Origin of the sequence: Novosphingobium panipatense, assembly GCF_900182875.1 — a bacterium.
In the GTDB taxonomy this organism is placed as follows: Bacteria; Pseudomonadota; Alphaproteobacteria; order Sphingomonadales; family Sphingomonadaceae; genus Novosphingobium; species Novosphingobium panipatense.
The window spans coordinates 201,506-215,987 of record NZ_FXUI01000004.1; the positions used below are offsets into that span (position 1 = coordinate 201,506).

The 14,482-nt window shown below is 65.5% G+C and carries 16 protein-coding genes; 5 read left to right on the forward strand and 11 right to left on the reverse strand.

Annotation, left to right across the window (positions count from 1 at the left end; translation table 11 throughout):
• Nucleotides 1–4 precede the first annotated feature (4 nt).
• The 3 genes from lptE to QOL62_RS08565 are packed head-to-tail and all read right to left on the reverse strand — an operon-like array spanning nucleotide 5 to nucleotide 3,557.
• Nucleotides 5–505 (reverse strand): LPS assembly lipoprotein LptE, encoded by a 501-nt coding sequence (lptE, locus tag QOL62_RS08555; RefSeq protein WP_103729164.1) that lies wholly within the window; start codon nucleotides 503–505, stop codon nucleotides 5–7.
• Nucleotides 502–3,021, reverse strand: coding sequence for a leucine--tRNA ligase (gene leuS / locus QOL62_RS08560; RefSeq protein ID WP_283405938.1), 2,520 nt, complete (start codon nucleotides 3,019–3,021; stop codon nucleotides 502–504). Before leuS ends, lptE begins: the two co-directional genes overlap by 4 nt.
• Before the next feature lie 56 nt (nucleotides 3,022–3,077).
• Nucleotides 3,078–3,557 (reverse strand): DUF3576 domain-containing protein, encoded by a 480-nt coding sequence (locus tag QOL62_RS08565; RefSeq protein WP_283405939.1) that lies wholly within the window; start codon nucleotides 3,555–3,557, stop codon nucleotides 3,078–3,080.
• Between the two features lie 308 nt (nucleotides 3,558–3,865).
• Between QOL62_RS08565 and QOL62_RS08570 the strand changes: the two genes are divergently transcribed.
• Nucleotides 3,866–4,591: a hypothetical protein gene (locus QOL62_RS08570; protein ID WP_103729167.1), complete on the forward strand. Its 726-nt coding sequence runs from the start codon at nucleotides 3,866–3,868 to the stop codon at nucleotides 4,589–4,591.
• Between the two features lie 128 nt (nucleotides 4,592–4,719).
• Entirely contained in the window at nucleotides 4,720–5,442 is a 723-nt protein-coding gene (gene phbB, locus QOL62_RS08575) for an acetoacetyl-CoA reductase (protein ID WP_103729168.1), read from the forward strand.
• Nucleotides 5,443–5,568: 126 nt separating this feature from the next.
• Here phbB and rpsI read toward each other — a convergent pair whose 3' ends face one another.
• The 5 genes from rpsI to QOL62_RS08600 form a co-directional block, all read right to left on the reverse strand.
• Nucleotides 5,569–6,087, reverse strand: a complete 519-nt coding sequence (rpsI, locus tag QOL62_RS08580) for a 30S ribosomal protein S9 (protein ID WP_103729169.1) — start codon at nucleotides 6,085–6,087, stop codon at nucleotides 5,569–5,571.
• On the reverse strand, nucleotides 6,087–6,566 hold the full coding sequence (gene rplM / locus QOL62_RS08585) for a 50S ribosomal protein L13 (protein WP_103729170.1): 480 nt from the start codon (nucleotides 6,564–6,566) through the stop codon (nucleotides 6,087–6,089). The genes rpsI and rplM overlap by 1 nt, the downstream gene beginning before the upstream one ends.
• Nucleotides 6,567–6,698: 132 nt before the next feature.
• Complete coding sequence (gene cutA / locus QOL62_RS08590) at nucleotides 6,699–7,019, reverse strand: divalent-cation tolerance protein CutA (protein ID WP_283405940.1); 321 nt, start codon at nucleotides 7,017–7,019, stop codon at nucleotides 6,699–6,701.
• Nucleotides 7,016–8,086, reverse strand: coding sequence for a COX15/CtaA family protein (locus QOL62_RS08595; protein WP_283405941.1), 1,071 nt, complete (start codon nucleotides 8,084–8,086; stop codon nucleotides 7,016–7,018). The genes cutA and QOL62_RS08595 overlap by 4 nt, the downstream gene beginning before the upstream one ends.
• Nucleotides 8,083–8,220 carry a hypothetical protein gene (locus QOL62_RS08600; RefSeq protein ID WP_283405942.1) on the reverse strand — a complete coding sequence of 46 codons (138 nt, stop codon included), beginning with the start codon at nucleotides 8,218–8,220 and terminating at the stop codon, nucleotides 8,083–8,085. Before QOL62_RS08600 ends, QOL62_RS08595 begins: the two co-directional genes overlap by 4 nt.
• Between QOL62_RS08600 and QOL62_RS08605 the strand changes: the two genes are divergently transcribed.
• From QOL62_RS08605 to QOL62_RS08615, 3 genes are read left to right on the forward strand one after another with little or no spacing between them, the layout of a single operon-like run.
• The gene (locus QOL62_RS08605; RefSeq protein ID WP_283405943.1) at nucleotides 8,219–8,590 is read left to right on the forward strand and encodes a MerC domain-containing protein; all 372 of its coding nucleotides are present in this window, start codon (nucleotides 8,219–8,221) and stop codon (nucleotides 8,588–8,590) included. The genes QOL62_RS08600 and QOL62_RS08605 overlap by 2 nt on opposite strands.
• A gap of 17 nt (nucleotides 8,591–8,607) precedes the next feature.
• Nucleotides 8,608–8,820, forward strand: a complete 213-nt coding sequence (gene thiS / locus QOL62_RS08610; RefSeq protein ID WP_283405944.1) for a sulfur carrier protein ThiS — start codon at nucleotides 8,608–8,610, stop codon at nucleotides 8,818–8,820.
• 53 nt (nucleotides 8,821–8,873) lie between these two features.
• Complete coding sequence (locus tag QOL62_RS08615) at nucleotides 8,874–9,656, forward strand: bifunctional sulfur carrier protein/thiazole synthase protein (protein WP_283405945.1); 783 nt, start codon at nucleotides 8,874–8,876, stop codon at nucleotides 9,654–9,656.
• Here QOL62_RS08615 and QOL62_RS08620 read toward each other — a convergent pair.
• The 3 genes from QOL62_RS08620 to ggt all read right to left on the reverse strand — a co-directional run bounded on the left by QOL62_RS08620 (nucleotide 9,653) and on the right by ggt (nucleotide 14,472).
• The gene (locus QOL62_RS08620; RefSeq protein ID WP_283405946.1) at nucleotides 9,653–10,771 is read right to left on the reverse strand and encodes a zinc-binding metallopeptidase family protein; all 1,119 of its coding nucleotides are present in this window, start codon (nucleotides 10,769–10,771) and stop codon (nucleotides 9,653–9,655) included. The two genes, QOL62_RS08615 and QOL62_RS08620, sit on opposite strands and share 4 nt — an antisense overlap.
• Before the next feature lie 59 nt (nucleotides 10,772–10,830).
• Nucleotides 10,831–12,660 carry an AMP-dependent synthetase/ligase gene (locus QOL62_RS08625; protein ID WP_283405947.1) on the reverse strand — a complete coding sequence of 610 codons (1,830 nt, stop codon included), beginning with the start codon at nucleotides 12,658–12,660 and terminating at the stop codon, nucleotides 10,831–10,833.
• 78 nt (nucleotides 12,661–12,738) lie between these two features.
• The gene (gene ggt / locus QOL62_RS08630) at nucleotides 12,739–14,472 is read right to left on the reverse strand and encodes a gamma-glutamyltransferase (protein ID WP_283405948.1); all 1,734 of its coding nucleotides are present in this window, start codon (nucleotides 14,470–14,472) and stop codon (nucleotides 12,739–12,741) included.
• Between the last annotated feature and the right edge of the window lie 10 nt (nucleotides 14,473–14,482).

A 14,482-nucleotide genomic window follows, 5' to 3' on the forward strand; every position in this document is an offset into this window, starting at 1 on the left:
CGGCTTACTGGCTGGTGTCGCCGCGCAGACGCAGCGCAACATTGGTGACGATACGGTTCGCCACCTCTTTTGCCATGTTTTCCAGAGCGGTCTGTTCCGCGGCGATAGTCGCGTAGTCCGACGACACGACATCGATGCCGGCATCGGATCCTGCCGTCTGGTCCAGCACGATCTCCCCGCTGCCGACCTCGACCAACTGGTAGCGGGCTCGCAGGGTGCGCCGCTCCCGGCCGACGGTGTCGTCCGACAGCAGCGCAAAGCTTTCCAGCCGATCGTCGAGACGCACATCGAGGCGGTAGCGCGCGGCACTGCCGTTGCCCGCGCCAACGCCGAGTTCATCGACAAGGGCGTTGCGCACGAGCCATCCCGCACGCCCCTCAATCGCGGAAACCTGCACGTCGGCCAGTCCACGGGCAACGACACCGCTGCCCCCGCCGGCATACATCGGCTGAAGCCCGCAACCCGCCAGGAGCACGGCACCGGTGAGAGCGACGAGAGCCTTCACGCGACGAGATTCACCAATCGATCAGGCACAACGATCACCTTGCGCACTTCCGCACCATCCAGCGCACGCTGCACCTTCTCGCTCGCCAGGGCAAGCGCCTCGAGGTCCTCCCTGGAAGTGCCCTTGGCAACGGTAAGAGTATCGCGCAGCTTGCCTTTGACCTGAACCGCCACGGTGACCTCATCGTCCACCAGCAGTGCCGGGTCAACTTCCGGCCAGGCGGCGTCAGCGATCAGGCCCTCTCCGATGCCTGCCCAGGCTTCTTCCGCAAGGTGCGGCATCATCGGCGAGACAAGCAGCAGCAGCGTGCGGATCGCGCTGGATCGGCTAGCCGAAGGGGTTGCCTTTTCAATAGCCCCGGTGAGTTCGTAGATGCGCGCCACGGCCTTGTTGAAGCCGAGCGATTCGATGTCGCGGGCGGCGGCATCGACCGTCTGGTGAACTTTGCGGTCAAGCGCCTTGTCCTCGCCCGTCGCACCCGCATCATACTGGCCGAAAAGGCGCCACAAGCGCTGCACGAAGCGGCCGCATCCTTCGATGCCCGCTTCCGACCAGGGCAAGTCGCGTTCCGGCGGGCTGTCGGAGAGCATGAACCAGCGGATCGCGTCGGCGCCGTAGGTGGCGACGATCTCGTCGGGATCGACCACGTTCTTCTTCGACTTCGACATCTTGATGACGCGACCCACGTCGACGGGCGCCCCATCGGCCTTGAGCGTCGCGCCTTCGCCGGTGCGGTCGATTTCGCCGGGCGAGAAGAACACCGGCTGGCCGTTCGCATCGTTGATGCGGCTGTAGGTCTCGTGCGTGACCATGCCCTGCGTGAACAGGCTGCCGAACGGTTCCTTGACCTCGATCTTGCCTATGCGCGCAAGCGCCCGGGTCCAGAAGCGGGCATAGAGCAGGTGCAGGATCGCGTGCTCAATGCCGCCGATGTACTGTTCTACCGGTAGCCACTCGGCGATTCTTGCGGGGTCGAACGGGCGGTCGTCAGGCTGGCTGGCGAAGCGCAGGAAGTACCACGAGCTGTCGACGAAGGTGTCGAGCGTGTCGGTTTCGCGGCGGGCCGCATGGCCGCACTGCGGGCAGTCCACGTGCTTCCAGGTAGGGTGGCGCACCAGCGGGTTGCCGGGCGTCTGGAAATCGACGTCCTCGGGGAGGGTCACCGGCAGGTGCTTCTTCGGCACCGGCACCACGCCGCAGACTTCACAGTGGATGAACGGGATCGGCGTGCCCCAGTAACGCTGGCGCGAGACGCCCCAGTCGCGCAGGCGCCACACCGTCTGGCCCGAGCCCCAGCCTTCGCTTTCGGCGCGCCCGATCACGGCGGCCTTGGCATCGGCTACGGACATGCCGTTGAGGAAATCGGAATTGACGAGAACGCCGTCGCCCGTCTCGGCCTCGCCCGCGAAGGGCTTGTCGGCTTCCTCAGCGCTCGGTGCGACGACGCGCACGATCGGGAGGGCGTACTTGGTCGCAAATTCAAAATCGCGCTGGTCGTGGCCGGGAACCGCCATGACCGCGCCCGTGCCGTACTCCATCAGCACGAAGTTCGCGATGAAGACCGGAAGCGCGGCACCAGTGAAGGGGTGCTTCGCGGTGATGCCGGTGTCGAAGCCCAGCTTCTCCGCGGTTTCCAACTCTGCCGCGGTGGTGCCGCCCTGCTTGCACAGCGCGATGAATTCCTCGACCTCGGGGCGACCGACAGCCGCGCCTTGGGCGATCGGGTGATCGGCGGCGACGGCGACGAAGCTTGCGCCGAAGATCGTGTCGGGCCGGGTCGAGTAGACTTCGACCTTGCCGCCCGTCGAAAGATCGAAGCTGAACTGCAGGCCCTGCGACTTGCCGATCCAGTTCTCCTGCATCGTACGGACCTTCTCGGGCCACTTATCCAGTGTGGAGAGGCCTTCGAGCAGTTCCTCTGCAAAGTCGGTGATCTTGAGGAACCACTGGGAGAGCTTGCGCTTCTCCACCAGCGCGCCCGAACGCCATCCACGCCCGTCGATCACCTGTTCGTTGGCGAGCACCGTCTGGTCGACCGGATCCCAGTTGACCGCCGATTCCTTGCGATAGACCAGGCCGTGTTCGTAAAGATCAAGGAACAGCGACTGTTCCTGCCCATAGTATTCGGGCTCGCACGTTGCGATCTCGCGGCTCCAGTCGAGCGCGAAGCCGAGGCGCTTCAACTGCGCCTTCATGTTGGCGATGTTCTCACGCGTCCAGCCGCCGGGGTGGACGCCCTTTTCCATCGCTGCATTCTCTGCCGGCATGCCGAAGGCGTCCCAGCCCATCGGGTGGAGGACTTCGAAGCCCTTCATCCGCTTGTAGCGCGCCAGCACGTCGCCCATCGTGTAGTTGCGCACGTGGCCGATATGGATGCGGCCCGAAGGATACGGGAACATCTCAAGGACGTAGCTGCGAGGTTTGGTCGAGGTATCATCGGCGCGGAAGCTCTGCGCTTCGTCCCACGCAGCCTGCCAGCGCGTGTCCGCCTGTGCGGGATCGAACCGCTCGGTCATTTCAGTATGATCTCCTGCGCGCACGCGGCCCGCATCTTTGGTCTAGAGTCTAAGGATCAGCCGCCGATCGAATCGCGGCGAAGGTCACGGGCTCGGGTAAGGATGATGTCCTCAAGCTTCTGGACCGTCGCGGCCTGCACCGGCGCAGGTACCCAGCTGCCGCCCTGCTGCACTTCGCGCACCGCCGTCACCCGCAGCGCATCGGCGCGCAGATCCTGGTCCAGGATAGCGATCGACACCTTCACCCGCTCCGTCGGGGCCTTCGGATTCACGTACCAGTCGGTGATGATGACGCCGCCCGCGCTGTCGGACTGGAGGAGCGGCATGAAGGACACCGAATCGAGGCTCGCGCGCCAGAGGTAGCTGTTCACCCCGATCGTCGTCACCTGCGAGGGCGCCAGCGCGGCCACTTCGCGCTTCTCCCCGCCGCCGCATCCGGCGAGCGCCAGTGCAGCCACAGCGCCGAAGCCGAGGGCAGTGCCCCTGGAAGCCAGCGTGCGCGCGGTGAAGAGGCCCTTGTCGGTGCTGCCTGTCATGTTCGTTCCCAAATCCGCTGTCAGAGGCTGCAGGCACGGCCATACCGAACCTGTCGTCAAGACGCCTCTATAACCGCCGTTGGCCCAGCGGCAAGAGCGGCTTGCCGCAGCACGATCAAGCACCGGGCGGCTTAGCCGTCGCTGAACGTCCGCGGCGAGGGTTGAACCCGGCTTTTCGAGGCGATCAGCCCGTGTTAACATCGCTCGGTGTTGAACGGGAGCTCATGGTCGCACCGGGGATGGGCGGCCGGTGAGAGGCGGCAGGTCTGGAAATGAACAGCGAACGAGCGGCAGCGACACGAGGTGGCATGAAGGGCAGCCTGCTGCTGGCCGGTTGTGTATGCCTTCTGGCCCTGCCGAGCGCGGTGCTCGCGTTCTCCGCCGATTTCACGCAGGGCACCTCCGCGCGGAGTGGCGGGGAAATCGATCCGCTGGCGAGTGAGACGACGCAGGAGAATCTCTCCCGCGCCATATCGATGCGCTCGCTTGCCAAGGGACAGCTTTTTCCCTTCACGCCCGCCGGAACTCCCAACCGGCCGGACCGCGCGGTGACGGTCGCGGTCCGCGTCGATCCCGAGGCGGCACAGGCGATCATCGTCAGGGGACGCGCGCCCTCCTCGTCGTCCCCGGCACCGGCTGATCGCCTCCACATGGCGCCCACCGCGTTCAATCTCGGCGTCTCGCGCGGGTATCAGAACTTCGCGCAGAACCTGGTCCCTCAGGCGCCTGCCCGCCCCCTGGCGCAGCTGCCCGATCTCAAGCGCTTCAGCCTCTCGCCCGGCAGCAGCCGCAAGGACGAATCGCGTTTCTCGCCCCGGATCTCGATCGATGAGAAGAAGGCTGCAGGGCGCGCGCCGCGAACTTTCGCCGTCGATGGCGGCGAGGTCGACTTCGGCGGCGCTTACCGCGTGACAGAGAATCTCGATGTCACTGCAGGCGTACGCTACTCCCAGGACCGCGAGCGGCTCGTCCCGCTGACCGATGGCAAGCAGGACAGCCAGGCGGTCTATGTAGGAACTCAGTTCAAGTTCTGAGCAGGCCACCGGTTGCAGGACATGCAATGACGTTCGTGGGAAATTGATCAAGTGATGGTCTTGCCGCCGTCATAATCCTTCCATAGCCTTGTGCTCTCGGTCGATCTTCAGACACGGAAGGGTTACGAATGGCGCGCGTTGCAATCGTCACGGGTGGCACGAGGGGTATAGGCGAGGCCATCTCCCTTGCTCTGAAGGAGCGTGGACACACGGTGGTGGCGAACTACGCCGGCAACGATGAAAAGGCGCGGGCTTTCACCGAGAGGACCGGCATCCCGGCCTACAAGTTCGATGTGGGCGACTTCGATGCGACGCAGGAGAGCTGCGCTCGCATCGCAGCGGACGTGGGCGCGATCGACATCGTCATAAACAACGCCGGCATCACCCGCGACGGCGTTCTCCACAAGATGAGCTTCGACGACTGGAATGACGTCATGCGCATCAATCTGGGCGGGTGCTTCAACACCGCCAAGGCGACGTTTCCCGGGATGCGAGACCGCGGTTGGGGCCGCATCGTGAACATTGGATCGATCAACGGCCAGGCCGGACAGTACGGCCAGGTAAACTATGCCGCAGCCAAGAGCGGCATCCACGGATTCACCAAGGCTCTTGCCCAAGAGGGTGCGAAGTACGGCATCACGGTGAACGCCATCGCCCCCGGCTACATCGACACGGACATGGTCGCAGCCGTGCCCGCACCGGTGCTGGAGAAGATCGTCGCCAAAATACCGGTCGGCCGGCTGGGCAGCGCCTACGAAATCGCTCGCGGCTGCGCTTTCCTCTGCTCCGAGAATGCAGCCTTCGTGACCGGCTCCACGCTGAGCATCAACGGCGGCCAGCACATGTACTGAGGCCGGGTCCGGCTTCTTCGCCGGCTCTCCGGAGCCGGCCTTTGTCGACCAGGGCTGCGCCGGCATGAAAAAAGGGGCCGCGGTTTCCCGCGACCCCTTTTTTGCAAGCCGAAGCCCTTGAAGCGATCAGCGCTTCGAGAACTGGAAGCTGCGACGTGCCTTGGCGCGGCCGTACTTCTTACGCTCGACAACGCGCGGGTCGCGGGTGAGGAAGCCGGCGGCCTTGACGGCGGCACGCAGGGCCGGCTCGTACTTGGCGAGAGCCTGTGCGATGCCATGCTTTACGGCGCCGGCCTGACCCGAGAGACCGCCGCCCTTGACGGTGGCGATCACGTCGTACTGCTCTTCGCGGCCAGCGACCTGGAAGGTCTGGTTGATCACGAGGCGCAGGGTCGGACGCGCGAAGTAGACTTCCTGGTCACGGCCGTTGACGATGATCTTGCCCGAGCCGGGCTTGATCCACACGCGGGCAACGGCGTCCTTGCGGCGGCCGGTTGCGTAGGCGCGGCCCTGCGCGTCGATCTGCTGCTCGCGCAGCGGAGCGTTCGAGACGGGAGCGGCGGTGACAGTCTCGTCAGCAACGGTGACGTTGCCGGCGATGTCCTTGAGGTCGGACAGGCTCTGCACGGTTTCGTTGTCGGACATTATGCGCCCACCTTGTTCTTGCGGTTCATGGAAGCGACGTCGAGCGCTTCGGGCTGAGTGCCACCGTGCGGGTGCTCGGTGCCGGCATAGATGTGCAGTGCGCGCATCTGGTCACGGCCGAGCGGGCCGCGCGGGATCATGCGCTCGACAGCCTTCTCGAGCACGCGCTCGGGGAAGCGACCGGCAAGAACCTTGTCCGCGGTGACTTCCTTGATGCCGCCGGCATAACCGGTGTGCTTGTAGTAGGTCTGCTGCTTGAGCTTGTTGCCGGTGAAGCGAACCTTCTCCGCGTTGATCACGACGACGTGATCGCCGCAGTCGACGTGCGGGGTGAAGCTCGGCTTGTGCTTGCCGCGCAGCAGGTCCGCGATGACGACGGCGAGACGGCCGACGACCAGATTTTCGGCATCGATCAGATGCCACTTCTTTTCCACCTCGGCCGGCTTGATCGACCGGGTGACCTTCGTGAGCGCCTTCATGGCTGGTCTATCCCTATAATTCGAGCGCCAGCCACGGAATCGAATCCCTGAAGGCGCGGAAGGCGGCCAAATCGTCGAAACAGGGCGCCAAGTCAAGCAATCCGCGGCTCTCCTGGGAGGTAAAATAATACCTTACGCCTTTGCCACCGCTCCGGCGAGCCAGGACAGCGTTGCGGGAGCGGTCCCATCGCACACCCAGCCGAAAACGGCCGGTTCGTCGTAGGGATGCACTTGTCCGAGACGGGTGATCGCCTCCTCAAGCCGGTCGTCCGTGGTCTTGAACAGCGCACCGACCTCACGGGCGGTGCACCGCTCGCCATTCCAGATAAAGACGCTGGTCATGCCAGGAACGAGATTGCCGCAGGCGACCAGCCCTTCGTGGAGCAACGTGTCCACGGCCGCCAGCGCCGCCGTCTCATCCGGGAACGGACACCAGATGAGCGCACCCTTCACACTCGGCGGCCCAGGGCGTGAGCCCCCCAAACGGTTGCGGCCACCAGTAGCGCACCGCACAGCTGGTGCGCGACGGCGATCCAGAGCGTCAGGCCCGACCAGACTGTGAAGATGCCGAGCAGGACCTGCAGGCCGAACGCGCTGTGCACCGCGACGGAGACCAATCGCTGCCGCCGTGCCCGCAGCTTGCGGCCCATCACGACGAGGATGAGCACGACCACCCAGGCCCACCAGCGGTGGACGAAATGCGTGAGGTAAGGATCGTTGACCAGTGCCGACAGCGCGCCACGTGCCCATTCGACACCTTCGGGGAAGAAGCTGCCCTGCATCAGCGGCCAGGCGTCCCAGTTCCACCATCCGGCACCGGCTACATAGCCGGAGCGCAGCCCCGCCACCATCGCTCCCATGAAGAGCTGCAGCGCCAGCACGCCCAGCGCCAGCGCACCGAAGGCGGTCAGTCGGGCGCGCGGTTCGCCCCGCTTCAAGCCCCTGAGGTCAAGCGCGGTCCAGACCAGCCCGGCAAGAGTAAACAGCGCCACCAGCAGGTGTGCGGCGAGGCGGAAGTGGCTGACCCGATCCAGCGCCTCCGGACTGAGGCCGGAGGACACCATCCACCATCCCACCACCCCCTGCAGGCCGCCAAGCGCCAGCAGGGCGACAAGGCGCGGCTTGTATCCGCCAGGGATCGTGCGCCGATACCAGAACCACGCCAGGGGAATTGCGAAGGCTAACCCGATCACGCGCGCCAGCAGGCGGTGGACCCACTCCCAGAAGTAGATGAACTTGTACTGCGCGAGCGTCATTCCCGCCGGGCCGTTTACATCGACGTACTGCGGGATCTGCTTGTAGCGCGCGAATTCCGCCTCCCACTGGACCTCCGTGAGGGGCGGGATCGCACCCGTTATCGGTTTCCACTCTGTGATGGACAGTCCCGATTCGGTGAGGCGCGTTATGCCCCCCACCGCCACAATGAGGATGACGAGCACCGCCACGAAGAGCAGCCAACGTACCATTGCGATTATGTCGTCACTGGTCCCGATGATCGGGCGCCCGTCATTCACTCTCATGTTTCCGCTTCTTTTTCCGGCACACCCCTCCCCTGCGGTTTCGCGACGAAGAGCGCAAGGGCTGCGTCGACCGGATGTGCCCCTGCTGAGTCCGGGCTTGAATAATGATACAACATCACATACATGGCCTTCATGCGCACAGCCATCCTTGCACTTCGTGACCGCCTCGACCGCGCCGGAATCATCCTCAGCGGCCTTTGTGCGGTCCACTGCATTCTTGGCGTGCTGCTCGTCGGCATACTTGGACTTGGCGGCGAGGTGCTGCTGGCACCGGAAATTCACCGAATCGGCTTAGGGCTGGCGCTGGTCGTCGGCCTTGTTTCGCTGGGATTCGGGGTGGCGCGCCATGGCAAGCTCGCGCCCCTGGTCATCGGCGGCGCAGGTCTTGGCCTGATGGGGCTTGCTCTGGCGGTTGGCCATGGCCCTGCGGAAACCGTGCTGACGATCATCGGCGTGTCCCTGGTGGCTTACGCGCACATTCGGAACTTGCACCGCGGCGGCTGAACGCTATTTCGCCGCACATGGCTGACGAACTCCTGCTTACCGTCAACGGCGACTCCCGTCGCGTTCCTGCCGGCTCCAGCGTCGCCGACCTTGTCGCCGCCATCGGGCTCGATCCGAAGAAAGTTGCGGTCGAGCGCAACGGCGAGATCGCCCCGCGCTCCACGCTCGGCGACGTGACGCTCACCGACGGCGACGTGCTGGAGATCGTTCACTTCGTCGGTGGCGGCTGAGCCTTCCCCTCTTCGCCCTTCCTGATCTTCCGCTTCCCGAAAGGACGCGCTTCGTGACTGATACTTCCGCCGACACCTGGACCGTTGCAGGACGAACCTTCACCTCGCGCCTGATCGTGGGCACAGGCAAGTACAAGGATTTCGCGCAGAACGCCGCCGCAGTGGAAGCATCCGGCGCGGAAATCGTCACGGTGGCGGTACGCCGGGTGAACGTGTCCGATCCAAAGGCGCCGATGCTGACGGACTTCATCGACCCAAAGAAGATCACTTACCTGCCCAATACGGCAGGTTGCTTCACCGCCGAGGACGCCATCCGCACCCTGCGGCTCGCGCGCGAGGCGGGCGGTTGGGATCTCGTGAAGCTGGAAGTCCTGGGCGAGGCGCGCACGCTTTATCCCGACATGCGCGAGACGCTGAAGGCCACGGAGATTCTCGCCAAGGAAGGCTTCCTTCCGATGGTCTACTGCGTGGACGATCCGATCGCCGCCCGGCAGCTTGAGGACGCCGGAGCGGTCGCCGTGATGCCGCTGGGCGCACCGATCGGCTCCGGACTGGGCATCCAGAACAAGGTAACCGTGCGCCTGATCGTCGAAGGCGCGAAGGTGCCGGTGCTTGTGGACGCGGGCGTGGGAACGGCGTCCGAAGCAGCCGTGGCGATGGAGCTTGGCTGCGACGGCGTGCTGATGAACACCGCCATCGCGGAAGCGAAAGACCCGGTCCGCATGGCCCAAGCAATGAGGCTTGCGGTGGAGGCGGGCCGTCATGCCTATCTCGCCGGCCGCATGGGACAGCGCCGCTACGCCGATCCCTCCAGCCCTCTCGCCGGCCTGATCTAACCGTTCGCCATCAGGGCCCGGCCCGGAACGGCCCGGGCCTTGCAGGCCAGCTTGCGGACGTAGTCCACCTTGCCGACGACCGTGTCCGACAGGTGGAAGGGATAGAGGTCCGGCTGGCCCATCGAACGGTTCATGGCGTTCATGGCAAAGGACAGCGGCTTCATCGCCCGCACGAGAGTGCGGGCGTCTGCCGTATAGGGATCCATATCCAGCTGCAGCCCGCTGTCGCCTGGCGCGTTGGGAAAGGGCGCAAAGGTCAGATCGAAGCCTTTTGCGGTAGCCAGGACGTCGACGATGTGGAGGTAGTGCGCAAACGTTTCCGCAAAATCCTCCCAGGGGTGCGCGGTCGCGTAGTAGCTGACATAGTCGTTCGACCAGACCTTCGCTTCCTGTTCGCCATAATGCGCTTTTAGCGCCTGCTGGTAATCGATGCGCTCATCGCCGAAGAGCGAGCGGAACGCGTCCAGCTCGGCCTCGTCGGTCTCGACAAGGCGCGACCAGAAGTGGTGCCCCACTTCATGCCGGAAGTGCCCCAGCAGTGTGCGGTACGGTTCCCCCATCGCGCTGCGCATGCGCTCGCGCTGCGAATCATCGGCTTCGATCAGGTTCAGGGTAATCACGCCCCCGTCATGGCCGGTGAAGATCCGGTGGCTCCCCGCCCGTTCCGCCGCCGCGTCGTAAAGGAAGTCGAAGGCGAGGCCCTGTACCCCGGATGCCGTCCCGGCGGCCTCCTGCGCCTTGGTGTCCAGCGGAAGCCCGAGCTTCATCAGGGTGTGGAAGAGCCGTCGCTTCGCAGCCTCGATCTTGCTCCAGCGCGGCGGGACTGAAGGTTGGGTAAGGTCCGGTATGGTGCGGTTGTGCCGACAGGCGCGGCACATGGGCGTCCAGTCGTTGGTGCCCACCAGCCAGTTGCAGATCTGGTAGTCGTTGTTGTTGGCACACACGACGACCGACGCGACGCTTCCGGCTTCATCCTTCCACACGGTCGCCTCGTCCGCCAGGAAGCGAAAACCGTCGATGGCCGGATCATAGCCCAGCGTCGCCGCGCAGCCGGGACAGACCCGCACCTCGAAGTGGTTGAGGCGGCTGCAGTTAGGGCACGGGAAGGCACGCATCGCGCACTCGCTATCGTTGACGTTCGGCCCGTCAACGCAGCAGCCGCGCGACCGTTTCCTCAAGCCCGGTACAGTGCGTCCACACGAGCGCCATACCGGTCTTTCAGCTTGTGCCGCCGGATCTTCAGGCTGGGTGTCATCTCCTCGTTCTCGATGGAGAACGGTTCATCGGCGAAGGTGAACTGGCGCACCTTCTCGATGACGGAGAGTTCGGCGTTCACCCGGTCGATCGCACCGCGGATGGCGGCGCGGAAAGCGGGAAGATCCTGCAGCCTGCGGAAATCGAACGTCTCCCCATTCTCCCGGGACCATTGAAAGGCCCAATCCGCGTCCGGTACGATCAGTCCCACGATGTACGGGCGGCGATCACCCGAAACCATGGCCTGCGCGATCTCTGGCTGGAGCGTGAGCATCGACTCCACCTTCTGCGGGGAGACGTTGTCTCCCTTGTCGTTGACGATCATGTCCTTCTTGCGATCCGTAATGGCGATGCGGCCACGCTCGTCGATAAAGCCGATGTCTCCTGTGTGCAGCCAGCCGTCCTTGAGGACGTTCGCGCTCGCCGCCTCGTTCTGCCAGTAGCCGGACATGATGAGCTCGCCCCGGACGAGGATCTCGCCATCGTCGGCGATCCTCAGCTCCACCCCCCGCAGCGGCGGGCCGACCGTGCTGAACTTCACGCCCGCCGCCGGCCGGTTGCAGCTGATGATCGGGCCGGCTTCGGTCTGTCCGTACCCCTGCAGCAACGTCAGCCCCATCGCTTCGAAGAACACGCCAATTTCCGGGTTCAGCGGCGCTCCTCCCGACACGAGCGCCTTGATCCGGCCGCCGAAGCGTGCCCGCACCTTGGGCCGCAGCGTGCGTTCGAGCAGGATATCCAGCGGGCGATCAAGCAGACCGGGCTTGCCCGACTGGCTGCGCACGCCCCCCGCGATGGCCCAGTCCATCAGCCGGCTGGCCACGGCGCCCTGCTTCTCGATCTGCTTCATGATCCGCGTACGCAGCACCTCGAACAGGCGCGGCACCACCACCATGACCGTAGGGCGAACCTCTTCGATATTGGCCGCCAGCTTCTCCAGTCCTTCGGAGTAGTAGATCTCGCCACCGAGGCCGATCGGCAGCCACTGCCCGCCGGTATGCTCGTAGGCATGGCTAAGAGGCAGGAAGGAGAGGAAGATCTCTCGCTGCCCCTGGCCCGAGCGGCCGCCTTGATCCCAGCCGAAATCGTCGGCGATCACCTCGGCCGCGCCCGCGACATTGCACAAAAGCATACCGTGATGCTGGCGCACGCCACGCGGCGCCCCGCCCGTGCCGCTGGTGTAGATGACGCATGCCAGGTCCCCACGCCCGATCCCGGCGATCCGTTGGTCCACTTCCGCCCGCGCGGCGGCCGCGTCTCCCTGCAGCAGATCCTCCCAGGCGAGCGTCTCGTAGGCACCGCCCTGCATGGCCGGCAGCGTCTCCATGCCCACCACCAGCTGGCACAGGTCGGTCTGGACCACGGCCGGAAGCAGGGTACGTGCCAGCTTCTCGGTGGAAACGATGGCCGCGCGAGCACCCGAATTTTCGAGAATATGGGTATGATCGCGCATCGTGTTGGTGGTGTAGGTCGGAACCGTCACGCAACCTGCAGCCATGATCCCGATGTCGGCCAGGCACCATTCCGGGCGGTTCTCCGCCACGATGAGCACGCGGTCTCCATCGTTCAGGCCGTTCCGGCGCAGGGAGGCCGCGATCAGGCTGACGCGGCGAGCCGCCTCGGCCCAGGTGATGCAGCGCCACTGGCCACCCTGCTTGGACCACAGCATGGGAACCTCGCCCAGTGCATCCGCACGGGCGAAGAACAACGACACGACATTGGGGCTCCGATCGAAGTCGGCGATTTCCATAGTGGCCCGGTATCCTCTCGGCTGTCTTTTTGGCTGATCTTTTCGAACGTCTGTGTGCGGCGGCAGGTTGCCGCGAAGTTACTGCGCGATGGCCACGCCTTCGGAGCGCGGATCCCCGGCCCCGGCGAGGCGCCCGTCGATGACCTGGACCGCGTTGGTCTTGAGCGGCATCTCCGCCGCGCGGACAGAACCATGGCCCAGCGCCCGGAGCGCCGGGATCATCGTCTCCAGCTTCGACCCCTGTTCGACGGTGACGGTGTCGCCCGGGGCGAACAGCACCGGCAGGGCGAGAGCGCGATCGACCGGCAGCTTCCAGTCGAGCACGCCCACCAGCGCACGGATCACCTGCACGGGGATCGTCGCGCCGCCAGCGGCGCCGACGACGAGGAGCAGCTTGCCATCGGGTCCGTAGACGACGGTGGGCGACATCGAACTGCGCGGCCGCTTGCCGCCCCCGACCCGGTTCGCCACCTCGCGACCGTCCCGATGCGGCACGAAGCTGAAGTCCGTCAGCTCATTGTTGAGATAGAATCCCCCGACCATGATGCCCGAGCCGAACGCGCTCTCGATCGTCGACGTCCACGAGGCGACTTCGCCTTGCCGGTCGATCACGACGAAATGGGTGGTGCCGCGTTCTTCGTATCCCGCTCCGCGCGCGAGGGTCCTGGTCGGAAGACCGGCCGTCACTGTCTCCATCGTCCGGTCAGGCTGGATGAGCGCGCCGCGGCGGCGCAGATACGTGCGGTCCAGCAATTGCGCTACCGGCACGTCGACGAAATCAGGATCGGCCAGGAACAGGTCGCGATCGGCGTAGGCCAGCCGCTGGGACTCCGCGATCAGATGCCAGGCAACCGGCGAATCCGGCCCGAGGGCAGCAAGATCGAAGCCTTCCAGCTGGATCAGCGCCGCGAGCACGGTCGTGGCTCCGGAAGACGGCGGCCCCATGCCGCATATCCGGTAGACGCGGTAAGTACCGCAGACAGCCGGGCGTTCCGGCGCGGTGAACGCCGCCAGGTCGGCCTCGGTCATCTTTCCGTCCGACGGCGTCTCCGCCGCAACCTCGGCCACGATCCGCTGCGCCAGTTCGCCTTTGTAGAAACCGTCCGGGCCGTTGCGCGCAAGCTCCTCCAGCGTGCGGGCAAGCGCGGGGTTGCGGATCGTCGTGCCGAGCGGGAGCGGCTTTCCGTCCGCTCCGTAGTAAATCGCCCGGGCCTCTTCGTCGTGAGCCCCCGCATCGGGTTGCCTCGACAAGGAACGGTATCCGCGAGGCGTCAGCGTGAACCCGTCACGGGCAAGCTGGATGGCGGGCTGGAACAGATCCGCCCAGGGCAGGCGGCCTTTCGCGGCATGCGCCTTTGCGGCGAGGGCGATGTTGCCGGGCACGCCCACGCTGCGGCCACCGACGACGGCACTGCGAAATGGCAGGGGCTTTCCCGTTTCATCGAGAAAGCGGTCCGCCGTAGCCGCCTGCGGTGCCGTTTCACGCCCGTCGAGGGACTGAACGGCGCCCGCTGCGTCCGCCAGAAGAAGGAATCCGCCTCCCCCGATACCCGAGCTTTGCGGCTCGACCACCGTGAGAGCCAGCATGGTCGCTATGGCCGCATCGGTCGCGCTCCCGCCCCGGCCCAGGATCGTTGCGCCGGCCTCTGCGGCGCGCGGATCGGCGGCGCTGACCATCCCGGCATCGAACACGGCAGGCGCAGCCGGTGTCGCCGCTTCGGGACGGGTCGTGGGGGAGGTGGTTGCCACCAGGCCGGCGCAACCAGACAGGACGAGCGAGGCGGCGAGCCCCAGGATCAGCTTTCCGGACATCAGGGGCAGG